11 protein-coding genes and 1 pseudogene are annotated in these 16,073 nt (G+C 63.3%); 5 read left to right on the forward strand and 7 right to left on the reverse strand.

Annotated elements, in window-relative coordinates; all coding sequences use genetic code 11:
- Nucleotides 1-9: 9 nt before the first annotated feature.
- The 3 genes from yidC to rpmH form a co-directional block, all read right to left on the reverse strand.
- On the reverse strand, nucleotides 10-1,746 hold the full coding sequence (gene yidC, locus HMPREF2581_RS31215) for a membrane protein insertase YidC (protein WP_003097255.1): 1,737 nt from the start codon (nucleotides 1,744-1,746) through the stop codon (nucleotides 10-12).
- 240 nt (nucleotides 1,747-1,986) lie between these two features.
- Nucleotides 1,987-2,394, reverse strand: coding sequence for a ribonuclease P protein component (rnpA, locus tag HMPREF2581_RS31220; RefSeq protein ID WP_003100251.1), 408 nt, complete (start codon nucleotides 2,392-2,394; stop codon nucleotides 1,987-1,989).
- A 14-nt stretch (nucleotides 2,395-2,408) separates the two neighbouring features.
- A complete protein-coding gene (gene rpmH / locus HMPREF2581_RS31225) occupies nucleotides 2,409-2,543 on the reverse strand; it encodes a 50S ribosomal protein L34 (RefSeq protein ID WP_003100258.1) in 135 nt (44 codons plus the stop codon).
- A gap of 525 nt (nucleotides 2,544-3,068) precedes the next feature.
- Between rpmH and dnaA the strand changes: the two genes are divergently transcribed.
- The 4 genes and pseudogenes from dnaA to gyrB all read left to right on the forward strand — a co-directional run bounded on the left by dnaA (nucleotide 3,069) and on the right by gyrB (nucleotide 9,281).
- Nucleotides 3,069-4,613: a chromosomal replication initiator protein DnaA gene (gene dnaA / locus HMPREF2581_RS31230; protein ID WP_003109151.1), complete on the forward strand. Its 1,545-nt coding sequence runs from the start codon at nucleotides 3,069-3,071 to the stop codon at nucleotides 4,611-4,613.
- A gap of 28 nt (nucleotides 4,614-4,641) precedes the next feature.
- The gene (gene dnaN / locus HMPREF2581_RS31235; protein WP_003097262.1) at nucleotides 4,642-5,745 is read left to right on the forward strand and encodes a DNA polymerase III subunit beta; all 1,104 of its coding nucleotides are present in this window, start codon (nucleotides 4,642-4,644) and stop codon (nucleotides 5,743-5,745) included.
- A gap of 9 nt (nucleotides 5,746-5,754) precedes the next feature.
- Nucleotides 5,755-6,857, forward strand: a pseudogene (recF, locus tag HMPREF2581_RS31240) (DNA replication/repair protein RecF).
- Between the two features lie 3 nt (nucleotides 6,858-6,860).
- Nucleotides 6,861-9,281 (forward strand): DNA topoisomerase (ATP-hydrolyzing) subunit B, encoded by a 2,421-nt coding sequence (gene gyrB, locus HMPREF2581_RS31245; RefSeq protein ID WP_003097268.1) that lies wholly within the window; start codon nucleotides 6,861-6,863, stop codon nucleotides 9,279-9,281.
- A gap of 322 nt (nucleotides 9,282-9,603) precedes the next feature.
- Here gyrB and HMPREF2581_RS31250 read toward each other — a convergent pair whose 3' ends face one another.
- Together HMPREF2581_RS31250 and gmhB are read right to left on the reverse strand one after the other, a co-directional pair.
- Nucleotides 9,604-10,377, reverse strand: a complete 774-nt coding sequence (locus HMPREF2581_RS31250; protein WP_003100265.1) for a lysophospholipid acyltransferase family protein — start codon at nucleotides 10,375-10,377, stop codon at nucleotides 9,604-9,606.
- 11 nt (nucleotides 10,378-10,388) lie between these two features.
- A complete protein-coding gene (gmhB, locus tag HMPREF2581_RS31255) occupies nucleotides 10,389-10,925 on the reverse strand; it encodes a D-glycero-beta-D-manno-heptose 1,7-bisphosphate 7-phosphatase (RefSeq protein WP_003142196.1) in 537 nt (178 codons plus the stop codon).
- A 331-nt stretch (nucleotides 10,926-11,256) separates the two neighbouring features.
- Between gmhB and HMPREF2581_RS31260 the strand changes: the two genes are divergently transcribed.
- The gene (locus HMPREF2581_RS31260; protein ID WP_003142198.1) at nucleotides 11,257-12,963 is read left to right on the forward strand and encodes a di-heme-cytochrome C peroxidase; all 1,707 of its coding nucleotides are present in this window, start codon (nucleotides 11,257-11,259) and stop codon (nucleotides 12,961-12,963) included.
- A gap of 56 nt (nucleotides 12,964-13,019) precedes the next feature.
- On the opposite strand, the gene glyS is transcribed toward HMPREF2581_RS31260, so the two are convergent.
- Nucleotides 13,020-15,074: a glycine--tRNA ligase subunit beta gene (gene glyS, locus HMPREF2581_RS31265; RefSeq protein ID WP_003100271.1), complete on the reverse strand. Its 2,055-nt coding sequence runs from the start codon at nucleotides 15,072-15,074 to the stop codon at nucleotides 13,020-13,022.
- The gene (gene glyQ, locus HMPREF2581_RS31270) at nucleotides 15,074-16,021 is read right to left on the reverse strand and encodes a glycine--tRNA ligase subunit alpha (protein WP_003097276.1); all 948 of its coding nucleotides are present in this window, start codon (nucleotides 16,019-16,021) and stop codon (nucleotides 15,074-15,076) included. Before glyQ ends, glyS begins: the two co-directional genes overlap by 1 nt.
- Nucleotides 16,022-16,073 lie beyond the last annotated feature (52 nt).

The raw sequence follows: 16,073 nt of genomic DNA on the forward strand, positions 1-16,073 counted from the left end.
CGATAGACGTCAGGCGGTCTTCGCGGCTGCCTCGATCTTGCGGGTAATGTACCACTGCTGTGCGATCGACAGGCAGTTGTTGACTACCCAGTACAGCACCAGACCGGCTGGGAACCAGAGGAAGAAGAAGGTGAAGATGATCGGCATCAGTTTCATCACCTTGGCCTGCATCGGGTCCGGCGGGGTCGGGTTGAGCATCTGCTGGATCAGCATGGTGCCGCCCATGACGATCGGCAGGATGAAGAACGGATCCTTCACCGACAGGTCGGTGATCCAGCCGAGCCAAGGCGCCTGGCGCATTTCCACGCTTTCCAGGAGTACCCAGTAGAGGGAGAGGAAGACCGGCATCTGGACCAGGATCGGCAGGCAGCCGCCCAGCGGATTGATCTTCTCCTTCTTGTACAGCTCCATCATCGCCTGGGACATCTTCTGCCGATCGTCGCCGTGCTGTTCCTTGATCGCCTGCATCTTCGGCGACACCGCGCGCATGCGCGCCATCGAACGGTAGCTGGCGGCGGACAACGGGAAGAAGGCCAGCTTGATCAGGACGGTCAGGGCGATGATCGACCAGCCCCAGTTGCCGATCAGGCTGTGGATATGTTGCAGCAGCCAAAAGATCGGCTGGGCGATGAACCAGAGGAAACCGTAGTCGACGGTCAGTTCCAGGCCCGGGGAGAGTTCCTTCAGGTGCTTCTGGAGTTTCGGGCCGGCATACAGGGTCAGGTCGGTTTCCACCTTGCTACCCGCCGGAACGCTCAGGGTCGGGCCGGTGAAACCGACGATGTAGTTGCCCTGGCCGTCCTTGCGGGTCATGACCTGGTGCTGCTCGCCCTTGGTCGGAACCCAGGCGGTCACGAAATAGTGTTGCAGCCAGGCGACCCAGCCACCCTGCACGGACTCCTTGAACTGTTCCTTGTCCATGTCCTTGGTGGAGATCTTCTTGTACGGCGAATCCGGGGTCCAGACCGCGGCGCCGAGGTAGGTGGACACCCCGGTGGCGGTGGTCGAGGACGGGTCGGCGCTACCGTCGCGCTTGAGCTGGGCGAACAGGTTGCCGCTCCAGGTCTTGCCGCTCTGGTTGTCGATCAGGTAGCTGACGCCGACCTGATAGGCGTTTTCATTGATGCACTCGATCTTCTTCTGGGCCTTTTCCTTGTCCGAGCAATCGGCTTTCAGGCCACGGTGGAAGGTGAAGCGCTTGATGTAGTTGACACCGTCGTGGCTGAAGCTCAGGTCCACGACCAGTTCGTTCTGGCCGTCGGCCAACTGGTAGCTGCTTTGCGCACTGTGGAACAGCGGGCGGCCGGCGCTGCTGGCGTCCGGGCCGTCGGCACCGGTGAGGCCGCTCTGCGCCAGGTAGGTACGTTCGCGACCGTTGTCGAACAGCGGGAACGGCACGTCCGGACGGTCCAGGCGGCGCGGATACTGCAACAGGCCGAGCTGGACGATATCGCCGCCACGGGGATCGATGGCCAGGTCGAGGACGTCGGTCTTCACCTGGATCAGCTTGTCGCTGACCGCAACCGGCTTGTCGGCGGCTTCGCTGCCGGCCGCGCTGCTCTGGGCAGTGGGAACGTCACTGCTGGTGCCCGAGGCGGACGGAGTGTCCGGCAGGCCTTGCGTGGTGTTCATCGAAGCGCTGGCGGCGGGCAGCTCAGGCTGACCGTAATCCTTGTTCCACTGGAGAACCAGCAGGTAGGACACGACTGCAAGGGCGACGATGAGAATCGAGCGTTGAATGTCCATGGTTACTCGGCCATCGAGAAAGGGCGGTGCTTGAAGGAAACTGACAGTAGCAGATCGCGGCTACGGGATTGCCAGTGATGGAGCCGAGTGGAGGAAACCGCACTCGGGCGACCATTGCGTCGCGGGCCATGCTGCGCGATAGCCTCGTACGCTAGGGAAGTACAACTTGGCTGGGAACGACGGTGCCGGGTCATCGAAGGGGGGATGACACTACAGGGATCGGGATGCGCGGGCATCGACCTATGCATGAGTACCGTCGGCCACGCCAGGGGCGTCAGCAGGGCTTTCCGTGCGAGGTCGATTGCGCAACAGGCGTTTCCAGAGCTTGCCGAACTGCTGGTGCAGCTCCGGATTTTCCAGTTCGCCCAGGCCTTTGCGCGCGATCACCACGATATCCCAGCCAGCCAGGGTTTCCTGGTTATGGCGGAACGATTCGCGGATCAGGCGTTTGAGGCGATTGCGCTGGACGGCGAGCTTGACGTTCTTCTTGCCGATCACCAGGCCCAGGCGGGGGTGATCGAGACCGTTCTCGCGCGCCAGCAGCAGGACGTGCTTGCCGGGGACCTTGCCGGTCGGAGAGTCGAAGACTGCGCTGAATTGCCGGGCTGTCAGTAGACGCTTGTCCCGGTCGAAGTCCCGACTCACCACCCGTACCGGATAAATCAGACGGTCAGACGCTTACGGCCTTTGGCGCGACGACGCGACAGAACCTGACGGCCGTTCTTGGTGGCCATACGGGCGCGGAAACCGTGGACGCGAGCGCGCTTGAGGGTGCTGGGTTGGAAAGTACGTTTCATGATTCGGTACCTGGGTTGACGACTTGAGGTCGCAGTGACCCCGTTTAAAGAGACCGGCGATTCTAGTGAAATCGAACGGGCAGGTCAATTTCCAACCAGCGATGACGTAATAGATAGATACAAGGAAGTCATTTTTCTTTTAAAGGATAGAAACGGTTAATGCTCTTGGGACGGCGCTTTTCTGTGCATAACTCGACGAAGCCCAGCAACTGCGTGTTTCTCCGGCAGGCAAAAGGTTGTCGAGAACCGGTGTCGAGGCTGTTTCCTTCCTGAGCGAAGCCTGGGGATGAACGAGATGGTTATCCACAGCGGTTTTTTCCACACGGCTGTGCGCAGGGATGTCCCCCCTTCAAAGCAAGGGTTATCCACAAAGTCCAGGACGACCGTCCGTCGGCCTGCCTGCTTTTATTAAGGTCTTGATTTGCTTGGGGCCTCAGCGCATCGGCATGTGGATAAGTCCGGCCCGTCCGGCTACAATAGGCGCTTATTTCGTTGTGCCGCCTTTCCAATCTTTGGGGGATATCCGTGTCCGTGGAACTTTGGCAGCAGTGCGTGGATCTTCTCCGCGATGAGCTGCCGTCCCAACAATTCAACACCTGGATCCGTCCCTTGCAGGTCGAAGCCGAAGGCGACGAATTGCGTGTGTATGCACCCAACCGTTTCGTCCTCGATTGGGTGAACGAGAAATACCTCGGTCGGCTTCTGGAACTGCTCGGTGAACGCGGCGAGGGTCAGTTGCCCGCGCTTTCCTTATTAATAGGCAGCAAGCGTAGCCGTACGCCGCGCGCCGCCATCGTCCCATCGCAGACCCACGTGGCTCCCCCGCCTCCGGTTGCTCCGCCGCCGGCGCCAGTGCAGCCGGTATCGGCCGCGCCCGTGGTGGTGCCACGTGAAGAGCTGCCGCCAGTGACGACGGCTCCCAGCGTGTCGAGCGACCCCTACGAGCCGGAAGAACCCAGCATCGATCCGCTGGCCGCCGCCATGCCGGCCGGAGCCGCGCCTGCGGTACGCACCGAGCGCAACGTCCAGGTCGAAGGCGCGCTGAAGCACACCAGCTATCTCAACCGTACCTTCACCTTCGAGAACTTCGTCGAGGGCAAGTCCAACCAGTTGGCCCGTGCCGCCGCCTGGCAGGTGGCGGACAACCTCAAGCACGGCTACAACCCGCTGTTCCTCTACGGTGGCGTCGGCCTGGGCAAGACCCACCTGATGCATGCGGTGGGCAACCACCTGCTGAAGAAGAACCCGAACGCCAAGGTGGTCTACCTGCATTCGGAACGTTTCGTCGCGGACATGGTGAAGGCCTTGCAGCTCAACGCCATCAACGAATTCAAGCGCTTCTACCGCTCGGTGGACGCACTGTTGATCGACGACATCCAGTTCTTCGCCCGTAAGGAGCGCTCCCAGGAGGAGTTCTTCCACACCTTCAATGCCCTTCTCGAAGGCGGCCAGCAGGTGATCCTCACCAGCGACCGCTATCCGAAGGAAATCGAAGGCCTGGAAGAGCGGCTGAAATCCCGCTTCGGCTGGGGCCTGACGGTGGCCGTCGAGCCGCCGGAACTGGAAACCCGGGTGGCGATCCTGATGAAGAAGGCCGAGCAGGCGAAGATCGAGCTGCCGCACGATGCGGCCTTCTTCATCGCCCAGCGCATCCGTTCCAACGTGCGTGAACTGGAAGGTGCGCTGAAGCGGGTGATCGCCCATTCGCACTTCATGGGTCGGCCGATCACCATCGAGCTGATTCGCGAGTCGCTGAAGGACCTGTTGGCCCTTCAGGACAAGCTGGTCAGCATCGACAACATCCAGCGCACCGTCGCCGAGTACTACAAGATCAAGATATCCGATCTGTTGTCCAAGCGGCGTTCGCGTTCGGTGGCGCGCCCGCGCCAGGTGGCCATGGCGCTCTCCAAGGAGCTGACCAACCACAGCCTGCCGGAGATCGGCGTGGCCTTCGGCGGTCGGGATCACACCACGGTGTTGCACGCCTGTCGTAAGATCGCTCAACTTAGGGAATCCGACGCGGATATCCGCGAGGACTACAAGAACCTGCTGCGTACCCTGACAACCTGACGCAGCCCACGAGGCAAGGGACTAGACCATGCATTTCACCATTCAACGCGAAGCCCTGTTGAAACCGCTGCAACTGGTCGCCGGCGTCGTGGAACGCCGCCAGACATTGCCGGTTCTCTCCAACGTCCTGCTGGTGGTCGAAGGCCAGCAACTGTCGCTGACCGGCACCGACCTCGAGGTCGAGCTGGTTGGTCGCGTGGTACTGGAAGATGCCGCCGAACCCGGCGAGATCACCGTACCGGCGCGCAAGCTGATGGACATCTGCAAGAGCCTGCCGAACGACGTGCTGATCGACATCCGTGTCGAAGAGCAGAAACTTCTGGTGAAGGCCGGGCGTAGCCGCTTCACCCTGTCCACCCTGCCGGCCAACGATTTCCCCACCGTAGAGGAAGGTCCCGGCTCGCTGAACTTCAGCATTGCCCAGAGCAAGCTGCGTCGCCTGATCGACCGCACCAGCTTCGCCATGGCCCAGCAGGACGTGCGTTACTACCTCAACGGCATGCTGCTGGAAGTGAACGGCGGCACCCTGCGCTCCGTCGCCACCGACGGCCACCGACTGGCCATGTGCTCGCTGGATGCGCAGATCCCGTCGCAGGACCGCCACCAGGTGATCGTGCCGCGCAAAGGCATCCTCGAACTGGCTCGTCTGCTCACCGAGCAGGACGGCGAAGTCGGCATCGTCCTGGGCCAGCACCATATCCGTGCCACCACTGGCGAATTCACCTTCACTTCGAAGCTGGTGGACGGCAAGTTCCCGGACTACGAACGCGTACTGCCGCGCGGTGGCGACAAGCTGGTGGTCGGCGACCGCCAGCAACTGCGCGAAGCCTTCAGCCGTACCGCGATCCTCTCCAACGAAAAGTACCGCGGCATTCGCCTGCAGCTTTCCAACGGTTTGCTGAAAATCCAGGCGAACAACCCGGAGCAGGAGGAGGCCGAGGAAGAAGTGCAGGTCGAGTACAACGGCGGCAACCTGGAGATCGGCTTCAACGTCAGTTACCTGCTCGACGTGCTGGGTGTGATCGGTACCGAGCAGGTCCGCTTCATCCTTTCCGATTCCAACAGCAGCGCCCTGGTCCACGAGGCCGACAATGACGATTCTGCCTATGTCGTCATGCCGATGCGCCTCTAATCACACTGAATGTCCCTGACCCGCGTTTCGGTCACCGCGGTGCGCAACCTGCACCCGGTGACCCTCTCCCCCTCCCCTCGCATCAACATCCTCTACGGCGATAATGGCAGCGGCAAGACCAGTGTGCTCGAAGCCATCCACCTGCTGGGCCTGGCGCGTTCATTCCGCAGTGCGCGCTTGCAGCCGGTGATCCAGTATGAGGAAGCGGCCTGCACCGTATTCGGCCAGGTGATGTTGGCCAACGGCATCGCCAGCAACCTGGGGATTTCCCGTGAGCGCCAGGGCGAGTTCACCATCCGCATCGATGGGCAGAACGCCCGGAGTGCGGCTCAATTGGCGGAAACTCTCCCACTGCAACTGATCAACCCGGACAGCTTTCGGTTGCTCGAGGGAGCGCCGAAGATCCGCCGACAGTTCCTCGATTGGGGAGTGTTCCACGTGGAACCTCGGTTTCTGCCCGTCTGGCAGCGCCTGCAGAAGGCGCTGCGCCAGCGGAACTCCTGGCTCCGGCATGGTAAACTGGACCCCGCGTCGCAAGCGGCCTGGGACCGGGAATTGAGCCTGGCCAGCGATGAGATCGATGCCTACCGCAGAAGCTATATCCAGGCGTTGAAACCGGTATTCGAGGAAACACTCGCCGAATTGGTTTCACTGGATGACCTGACCCTTAGCTACTACCGAGGCTGGGACAAGGACCGGGACCTCCTGGAGGTTCTGGCTTCCAGCCTGTTGCGCGACCAGCAGATGGGCCACACCCAGGCGGGACCGCAGCGTGCGGATCTTCGCATACGGTTGGCAGGTCATAACGCCGCGGAGATTCTCTCGCGCGGTCAGCAGAAGCTGGTGGTATGCGCCCTGCGCATCGCCCAAGGCCATCTGATCAATCGCGCCAAGCGCGGACAGTGCGTCTACCTGGTGGACGACCTGCCCTCGGAATTGGATGAGCAGCATCGAATGGCTCTTTGCCGCTTGCTTGAAGATTTGGGTTGCCAGGTATTCATCACCTGCGTGGACCCGCAACTATTGAAAGACGGCTGGCGCACGGATACGCCGGTATCCATGTTCCACGTGGAACATGGAAAAGTCTCTCAGACCACGACCATCGGGAGTGAAGCATGAGCGAGAACAACACGTACGACTCTTCCAGCATCAAGGTGCTGAAGGGGCTGGATGCCGTACGCAAGCGCCCCGGCATGTACATCGGCGACACCGACGATGGCACCGGTCTGCACCACATGGTGTTCGAGGTGGTGGATAACTCCATCGACGAAGCGCTGGCCGGTTACTGCAGCGAAATCAGCATCACCATCCATACGGATGAGTCGATCACTGTCCGCGACAATGGACGCGGTATTCCGGTGGATATCCACAAGGAAGAAGGGGTTTCTGCGGCGGAAGTGATCATGACCGTCCTCCACGCCGGCGGCAAGTTCGACGACAACACCTACAAAGTGTCCGGCGGCTTGCACGGTGTGGGCGTCTCGGTGGTGAACGCGCTGTCCCATGAGCTGCGCCTGACCATCCGTCGCCACAACAAGGTCTGGGAACAGGTCTACCACCACGGCGTTCCGCAGTTCCCACTGCGCGAAGTGGGCGAGACCGATGGCTCCGGTACCGAAGTTCACTTCAAGCCGTCCCCGGAGACCTTCAGCAACATCCACTTCAGTTGGGACATCCTGGCCAAGCGCATCCGCGAACTGTCCTTCCTCAACTCCGGCGTCGGCATCCTGCTGCGCGACGAGCGTACCGGCAAGGAGGAGCTGTTCAAGTACGAAGGCGGTCTGAAGGCCTTCGTCGAGTACTTGAACACCAACAAGACCGCGGTGAACGAGGTATTCCACTTCAACGTCCAGCGTGAAGAGGACGGCGTGGGTGTGGAAGTCGCCTTGCAGTGGAACGACAGCTTCAACGAGAACCTGCTCTGCTTCACCAACAACATCCCGCAGCGTGATGGCGGCACCCACCTGGCCGGTTTCCGTTCGGCGCTGACGCGTAACCTGAACAACTACATCGAGGCCGAAGGCCTGGCGAAGAAATTCAAGATCGCCACCACCGGCGACGATGCCCGCGAAGGCCTCACCGCGATCATCTCGGTGAAGGTACCGGACCCGAAGTTCAGCTCGCAGACCAAGGACAAGCTGGTCTCCTCCGAGGTGAAGACCGCGGTGGAACAGGAGATGGGCAAGTACTTCGCCGACTTCCTGCTGGAGAATCCCAACGAAGCCAAGGCCGTGGTCGGCAAGATGATCGACGCCGCCCGTGCCCGTGAAGCCGCGCGCAAGGCGCGCGAGATGACCCGCCGCAAGGGCGCGCTGGACATCGCCGGCCTGCCCGGCAAACTGGCCGATTGCCAGGAAAAGGACCCGGCGCTCTCCGAACTGTACATCGTGGAGGGTGACTCCGCGGGCGGTTCCGCCAAGCAGGGCCGCAATCGCCGGACCCAGGCGATCCTGCCGCTCAAGGGCAAGATCCTCAACGTCGAGAAGGCACGCTTCGACAAGATGCTCTCCTCCCAGGAGGTCGGTACGCTGATCACCGCCCTGGGCTGTGGCATCGGCCGCGAGGAGTACAACATCGACAAGCTGCGCTACCACAACATCATCATCATGACCGATGCTGACGTCGACGGTTCGCACATCCGCACCCTGCTGTTGACCTTCTTCTTCCGCCAGATGCCCGAGCTGATCGAGCGTGGCTACATCTACATCGCCCAGCCCCCGTTGTACAAGGTCAAGCGTGGCAAGCAGGAGCAGTACATCAAGGACGACCAGGCCATGGAAGAGTACATGACCCAGTCGGCCCTGGAAGACGCCAGCCTGCACGTCAACGAGCACGCTCCGGGCCTGTCCGGGGCAGCGCTGGAGAAACTGGTCAACGAGTATCGCGGGGTGATCGCCACCCTCAAGCGCCTGTCGCGCCTGTACCCCCAGGAGCTGACCGAGCACTTCATCTACCTGCCTACCGTGTCGGTGGACGACCTGGCTAACGAGTCGGCCATGCAGGGCTGGTTGGAGAAGTTCCAGGCGCGCCTGACCGCCGCCGAGAAGTCTGGCCTGACCTACAAGGCCAGCCTGCGCGAAGACCGCGAGCGCCACCTGTGGCTGCCCGAGGTGGAACTGGTGGCCCACGGCCTGTCCAGCTACGTCACCTTCAACCGTGACTTCTTCGCCAGCAATGACTACCGCTCGGTGTCGCTGCTCGGCGACCAGCTGAACAGCCTGCTGGAAGACGGCGCCTACGTGCAGAAGGGTGAGCGCAAGCGCCCGATCAGCGCCTTCAAGGACGGCCTGGACTGGCTGATGGCCGAAGGTACCAAGCGCCACAGCATCCAGCGATACAAGGGGTTGGGCGAGATGAACCCTGAGCAGCTGTGGGAAACCACCATGGATCCGAACGTCCGGCGCATGCTCAAGGTGACCATCGAGGACGCCATCGCCGCCGACCAGATCTTCAACACCCTGATGGGCGATGCCGTGGAGCCGCGCCGCGACTTCATCGAAAGCAACGCGCTGGCGGTGTCGAACCTGGACGTGTGACAGGTCGGCAGACCGACCCTCATGGAAACCCCGGCCTGGCGCCGGGGTTTTCTTTTTGCGCCAGGTAGCCTGGATACGGGCGCCAGGGGTGCCTTGCCAAGGTGTGGTCGAGCCCCGGTTGCTCGCCGGCATTGGCACCCTGGGCCCGGGCCTCCTGGCGGCGTTGCACCGCTCCTGTGGGCAGCGGACGCCGGTCAATTCGGTCGATCGTTGCCAACCGGCCTTGCTTTGCGCCTCGCGTGAAAACAAGAAGCCCCGCTATGGCGGGGCTTCTTTTATCGAATCGGCGCACAGTGCGCCTTGCAGGGGGCTTTGCGGCCCTTCACGAGACCACCGACGGCTCCGGATGGCTGACCCGCTGCTGGATGGGGCTGATCTCGGCCATGGTCTCGCTGACCCAGGCTTCGGCGCGCTGGTTTAGCTCGGCGATGGCGCGCGGGCCTTCGCCTTCGGCGTGCATCGCCGGGCCGATCACCACCTGGATGGTACCCGGGTACTTGGCCCAGCCGGCCTTGGGCCAATACTGCCCGGCGTTGTGGGCGATCGGCAGTACCGGTAGCCCGGCGTTGACCGCCAAGGCGGTGCCGCCGCGGGAGAACTTGCCCATCTGCCCCACCGGAATACGCGTGCCTTCCGGGAAGATCAGCACCCAGGCGCCTTTCTTCAGGCACTCGTCGCCCTGCTTGGCCAGTTGCTTGAGGGCCAGCTTCGGCTGGCTGCGGTCGATGGCGATGGGCTTGAGCAGGGCCAGGGCCCAGCCGAAGAACGGCACGTAGAGCAGCTCGCGCTTTAGTACCTGGCTGAGTGGCTCGAAGAAGCCGGAGAGGAAGAAGGTTTCCCAGGTGCTCTGGTGCTTGGAGAGGATCACGCAGGGCTTTTCCGGGATGTTCTCCAGTCCGCGCACCTCGTAGCGGATGCCGGCGACCACGCGGGTCAGCCAGATCGCGAAGCGGCACCAGTTCTGTACCACGAAGCGGTAGCGGGCGCGGAACGGCAGGATCGGCGCGATGAAGAAGCTGAGGGTGCCCCAGACGAACGCGCTGGCGGACAGCAGCAGGTAAAAGAGGACGGTTCTGATGGCCTGCACTGTCGACATGTATTCTGACCTTACTGAAGTAATGCGCTGGCGACTGCCGCCAGATCGTCGAATATCAGGGTGCCCTCTGGCAAGGGCTTGCCCAGCGTACGTACACCTTTTCCGGTCTTTACCAACACCGGCTGACAATCGACGGCCCGCGCCGCCTCCAGGTCACCGATGCTGTCGCCGACGAACCAGATACCCGACAGATCGACCCCGTAGTGCTTGCCGATCTGCCGCAGCATACCCGGCTTCGGCTTGCGGCAGTCGCAACCGTCGTCCGGTCCATGCGGACAATAGACGATGAGGCCGACCTCGCCGCCCTGCTCCGCGACCAGTTCGCGCAAGCGCGCATGCATGGCCTCGAGCACTGCCAGGTCGTAATAGCCACGGGCGATGCCGGACTGGTTGGTAGCCACCGCGACGGTCCAGCCGGCCTGGCTCAGGCGGGCGATGGCCTCGATCGAGCTGGGGATGGGGATCCACTCGTCGAGGGTCTTGATGTAATCGTCGGAGTCGAGGTTGATGACTCCATCGCGGTCGAGAATCAGCAGGGAACGGGACATCGATGCGCAGTTGGCCATGAACGGAAAGGATCGATTCTACCTCAGCCAGCCGGAGCATCGCGGATGGATCGACGAGCCCCCTACGCTGGACAATCTGTACTAGATTCAATAATGGCAATGGAATGGCAATCCCAGGCCAGGGAGTCATTTGGCACGCAGCAGTGGGTGTCTCGGAGTACGTGCGAACCCCTTGGCGGGTGGATCACCGGAGTAACGCAGTAAGCGCCTATCGCATGCCAGCACGGCCGACCGGCCGTGTTTCCACCACAGGTGGAGCGGGCATGACGACGGGGAGTTCCGGGGCGTCTGCCCGTTCCCAAGGACGGTAACCGTGAAACGCCTGAAAAAGACACTGCACCTTTCAAGCTTGTCCCTCGTTTCCCTGGCTCTTTCTTCCGCCGCCCTGGCGGCCGCTCCGGTCATGCTCGACCAGGGCAAGGAATGGACCGAAAGCCACCGCCAGGACTTCTACAGCCGCGACCAGGGCTCGCAGGTGATGCCCCTGCCCTGGCTCAAGGCGTTGCGACAGCCGGATGGAACGCCTTTCCTCGCCGACAGCCTGGCCCGCTACGGCTATTTGCCCAATCCCAAGGCGCCCGCGGAAGGCCTGCCGGTGGGCTTCACCGTAGCCGGCACGGGCGCCCGGCAGATGGTCGGCATGACCTGTTCGGCCTGCCATACCCGGCAGATCGAGGTGAAGGGCACGGCCTATCGGATCGACGGCGGTCCGGCGATCGTCGACTTCCAGGCATTCCTCGCCGACCTCGATCGGGCCGTGGGACCGCTGACCAGCGATGACGCCGCCTTCGACGCCTTCGCCAAGCAGATCCTCGGGGCCAATCCGCCTCCCGGTGCGCGCGACGCCCTGCTCGCGGCGGTGAAGGAATGGTACGAGCCCTATCACACGCTGATCGAGCGCGCGCTGCCCAAGGACACCTGGGGACCGGCGCGGCTGGACGCGGTATCGATGATCTTCAACCGCCTTACCGGGCTGGATATCGGCACCGCGCCGCCCTATCTGATTCCCGACAACATCAAGGCGGCGGATGCGCCGGTGCGCTACCCGTTCCTGTGGAACGCGGCGCGGCAGAACAAGACCCAGTGGCCCGGCTTCGCCGCCAACGGCAACGACCTGCTCGGCCTGGCGCGCAATGTCGGCGAGGTCTACGGGGTGTTCGCCACCTTCCACCCGCAGAAGAGCAAGTTCCACCTGCTGGGCATGGACTACCTGAAGGTCAACTCGGCCAACTTCCACGGGTTGGGCAAGCTGGAGGAGCTGATCAAGAAGATCGGCCCGCCGAAGTGGCCCTGGGCGGTGGACAAGCACCTGGCCAGGAAAGGCGCGCTGATCTTCGCCCGCAAGACCGACGAGGGTGGCTGCGTGGAGTGCCACGGCATCCGGATCAAGGACCTGGTGCTTTGGGACACTCCGCTGAGGGACGTCGGCAGCGACAGCCGCCAGCACGCCATCCTCGATGGCCAGGTGCAGACCGGCGTGATGGAGGGCGCGCGGATGCCGTTCGGCCAGCCGCTGAAGGCGACCGACGAAGCCTTCGATGTACTCGCCGTAGCGGTGGCCGGTTCGATCCTGCAGCACTTCGTGCCGATCCTCGGTGAGAAGCACGATGCCAAGGCGGCGGCGGTCAAGCCGGAAAGCGTGATGACCGACGAAACCCGGCAACTGCTGACCGCCTTCCAGAAGCCGGTGCGTACCCAGGCCGACCCCTACCCCTACGAGTCGCGGGTCCTGCAGGGGATCTGGGCGGCGGCGCCGTACCTGCACAACGGCTCGGTGCCGACCCTGGAAGAGTTGCTGAAGCCGGCCGCGGAGCGGGTGGAATCCTTCCCGGTGGGCTCGGCCTACGACGTGGACAAGGTCGGCCTCGCCGCCCAGCAGACCCAATTCGGCAGCTATGTGCTGAAGACCACCGGCTGCGAGCAGCGTGCTTCCGGCAACAGCCGCTGCGGCCATGAGTACGGCACCAGCCTGTCGGCCGAGGAGAAGCGCGCGCTGCTGGAGTATCTGAAGGTCCTGTAGTGAAAAAGGCCCGGTGTCGCGAGGACGCCGGGCCTTTTCTTCGAGGCGGGACTGGCTCAGCCGAGCAGCGAGATGTCCGCCACCCCGAGGAACGACCCGCGCAGCTTGGCCAGCAGCGCATAGCGGTTGGCGCGCACCGCCGCGTCGTCGACATTGACCATCACATCGGCGAAGAACGTATCCACCGGCTCGCGCAAGGCCGCCAGGCGGGCCAGCGCGGCGCGATAGTCGCGTGCCGCTGCCAGCGGCGCGACTTCGCTCTCGGCGTTCGCCACGGCGCTGCCCAGGGCCTTCTCGGCAGCTTCCACCAGCAGGCTGGCATCCACGTTCGGCGGAACCTCGTCCTCGGACTTGGCGAGAATATTCGACACCCGTTTGTTCGCCGCGGCCAGGGCCTCGGCTTCAGGCAACTGGCGGAAGGCCTGGACGGCCTGTACGCGCTGGTCGAAGTCCAGCGGCGAGCTTGGCTTGAGCGCGCGCACCGACTGGTACACGGCCACGTCCACGCCTTCGTCCTCGTAGCGCGCGCGCAGGCGGTCGAACACGAAGTCCAGCACCTGCTCGGCCAGGCCGGCGGCCTTGACCTTGTCGCCATATTGCTCGACGGCGGCGTTGACCGCGGCTACCAGGTCCAGGTCGAGCTGCTTCTCGATGAGGATGCGCAGCACGCCCAGCGCAGCGCGGCGCAGCGCGTAGGGGTCCTTGCTGCCGGTGGGAAGCATGCCGATGCCGAAGATACCGACCAGGGTATCGAGCTTGTCGGCCACCGCCACGGCGGCGCCGGTCAGGGTCGAGGGTAGCTCGGCGCCGGCGCCGCGCGGCATGTACTGCTCGTTGAGGGCCAGGGCGACGTCTTCCGCTTCGCCGCCGTGGGTGGCGTAGTAGTAGCCGGCGATGCCCTGCATCTCGGGGAACTCGCCGACCATCTCGGTCGCCAGGTCGCACTTGGACAGGATGCCGGCGCGCGCGGCGTTCTGCGCATTGCCGCCTATACGTTCGGCGATGTAGGCGGCCAGGCCGGAGACGCGCTGGGCCTTCTCGAACACGGTGCCGAGCTGGGCCTGGAACACTACGTTGCGCAGGCGCTCGTTGAAGCTTTCGAGCGGCTGCTTCTTGTCCTGCTTGAAGAAGAACTCGGCGTCGGTGAGGCGCGGACGAACCACCTTCTCGTTACCGCTGACGATGTTCTCCGGCGCCTTGCTCTCGACGTTGGCGACGGTGATGAAGCGCGGCAGCAGCTTGCCGTTGGCGTCCAGCAGGCAGAAGTATTTCTGGTTGTCCTGCATGGTGGTGATCAGGGCTTCCTGCGGGACCTCGAGGAAGCGCTCCTCGAAGGAGCAGACCAGCGGCACCGGCCACTCGACCAGTGCAGTCACTTCGTCGAGCAGGCTCGGCGGCACGATGGCGCTGCCCTGTTGCTCGGCGGCCAGTTCTGCCACGCGCTTGGCGATCAGCTCGCGGCGCTCGGCGAAATCGGCCAGCACATGAGCGCCGCGCAGGTCTTCCAGGTACGCTGCCGGGCTGGAAATACGCACATTGTCCGGATTGTGGAAGCGGTGGCCACGGGATTCGCGCCCGGCTTTCTGGGCGAGGATCTCGCACTCGACCACGTCGTCGCCGAACAGCATCACCAGCCATTGGGTCGGACGCACGAACTCCTCGCGGCGAGCTGCCCAGCGCATCCGCTTGGGAATCGGCAGTTCGTTCAACGAGGCCTCGACGATGCCCGGCAGCAGGCCGGCGGCCGGTTGGCCGGCGATGGTCTGGCTGAAGCGCAGCTTCGGACCGCTCTTGTCGATCTGCTGTAGATCCACGCCGCACTTCTTGGCGAAGCCCAGGGCGGCCTGGGTCGGGTTACCGCTGGCGTCGAAGGCGGCCTGTAGCGGCGGACCGTCTAGGTTGACGGTACGGTCGGGCTGCTGCACGGCGAGTTGCTCGACCAGCACGGCGAGACGGCGCGGCGCCGCATAGAAACGCGCAGCGGCGTAACTCAGACCGGCAGCCTTGAGGCCCTTCTCGATACCGCTGAGGAAGGCTTCGCCGAGGCTGTTGAGGGCTTTTGGCGGCAGCTCTTCGGTGCCCAGTTCGACCAGGAAATCCTTGGCGCTCATCATTCGGCCTCCTTCAGCTTGGCCAGTACTTCGTCACGCAATTCGGGGGTGGCCATGGGGAAGCCGAGGCGCGCGCGGGCCTGCAGGTAGCTCTGCGCCACGGCGCGGGCCAGGGTACGCACGCGAAGGATGTAGCGCTGGCGCTCGGTGACCGAGATGGCGCGCCGCGCATCCAGCAGGTTGAAGGTATGCGAAGCCTTGAGGACCATCTCGTAGGTCGGCAACGGCAGCTCCAGCGCGATCAGGCGGTTGGCTTCGCTTTCGTAGAAGTCGAACAGTTCGAACAGCTTCGGCACGTTGGCGTGCTCGAAGTTGAAGGTGGATTGCTCCACCTCGTTCTGGTGGAACACGTCGCCATAGGTGACCTTGCCGAACGGGCCGTCGGTCCAGACCAGGTCGTAGACCGAATCCACGCCCTGCAGGTACATGGCCAGGCGCTCCAGGCCGTAGGTGATCTCGCCGGTGACCGGATAGCACTCGATGCCGCCGACCTGCTGGAAGTAGGTGAACTGGGTGACTTCCATGCCGTTCAGCCAGATTTCCCAACCCAGGCCCCAGGCGCCGAGGGTCGGCGATTCCCAGTTGTCCTCGACGAAGCGGATGTCGTGGACCAGCGGGTCGATGCCGATGGCTTTCAGCGAGCCGAGATACAGCTCCTGGAAGTTCTCTGGGTTCGGCTTCAGGACCACCTGAAACTGGTAGTAGTGCTGCAGGCGGTTGGGGTTCTCGCCGTAGCGGCCGTCGGTGGGGCGGCGGCTCGGCTGGACGTAGGCGGCGTTCCAAGTCTCCGGGCCAATGGCGCGGAGGAAGGTGGCGGTGTGGAAGGTGCCGGCGCCCACTTCCATGTCGTAGGGCTGCAGCACCACGCAGCCCTGCTCGGCCCAGTAGTTCTGCAGGGCGAGAATCAGGTCTTGGAAGGTGCGCACGGCGGGCGTAGTCTGGCTCACGAAATTCACCTGTGCTGAGGCTTCGATACAAAACGCGGAAGTATACCCGATT

Source organism: Pseudomonas sp. HMSC057H01 (assembly GCF_001836405.1).
GTDB classification, from domain to species: Bacteria; Pseudomonadota; Gammaproteobacteria; order Pseudomonadales; family Pseudomonadaceae; genus Pseudomonas; species Pseudomonas aeruginosa.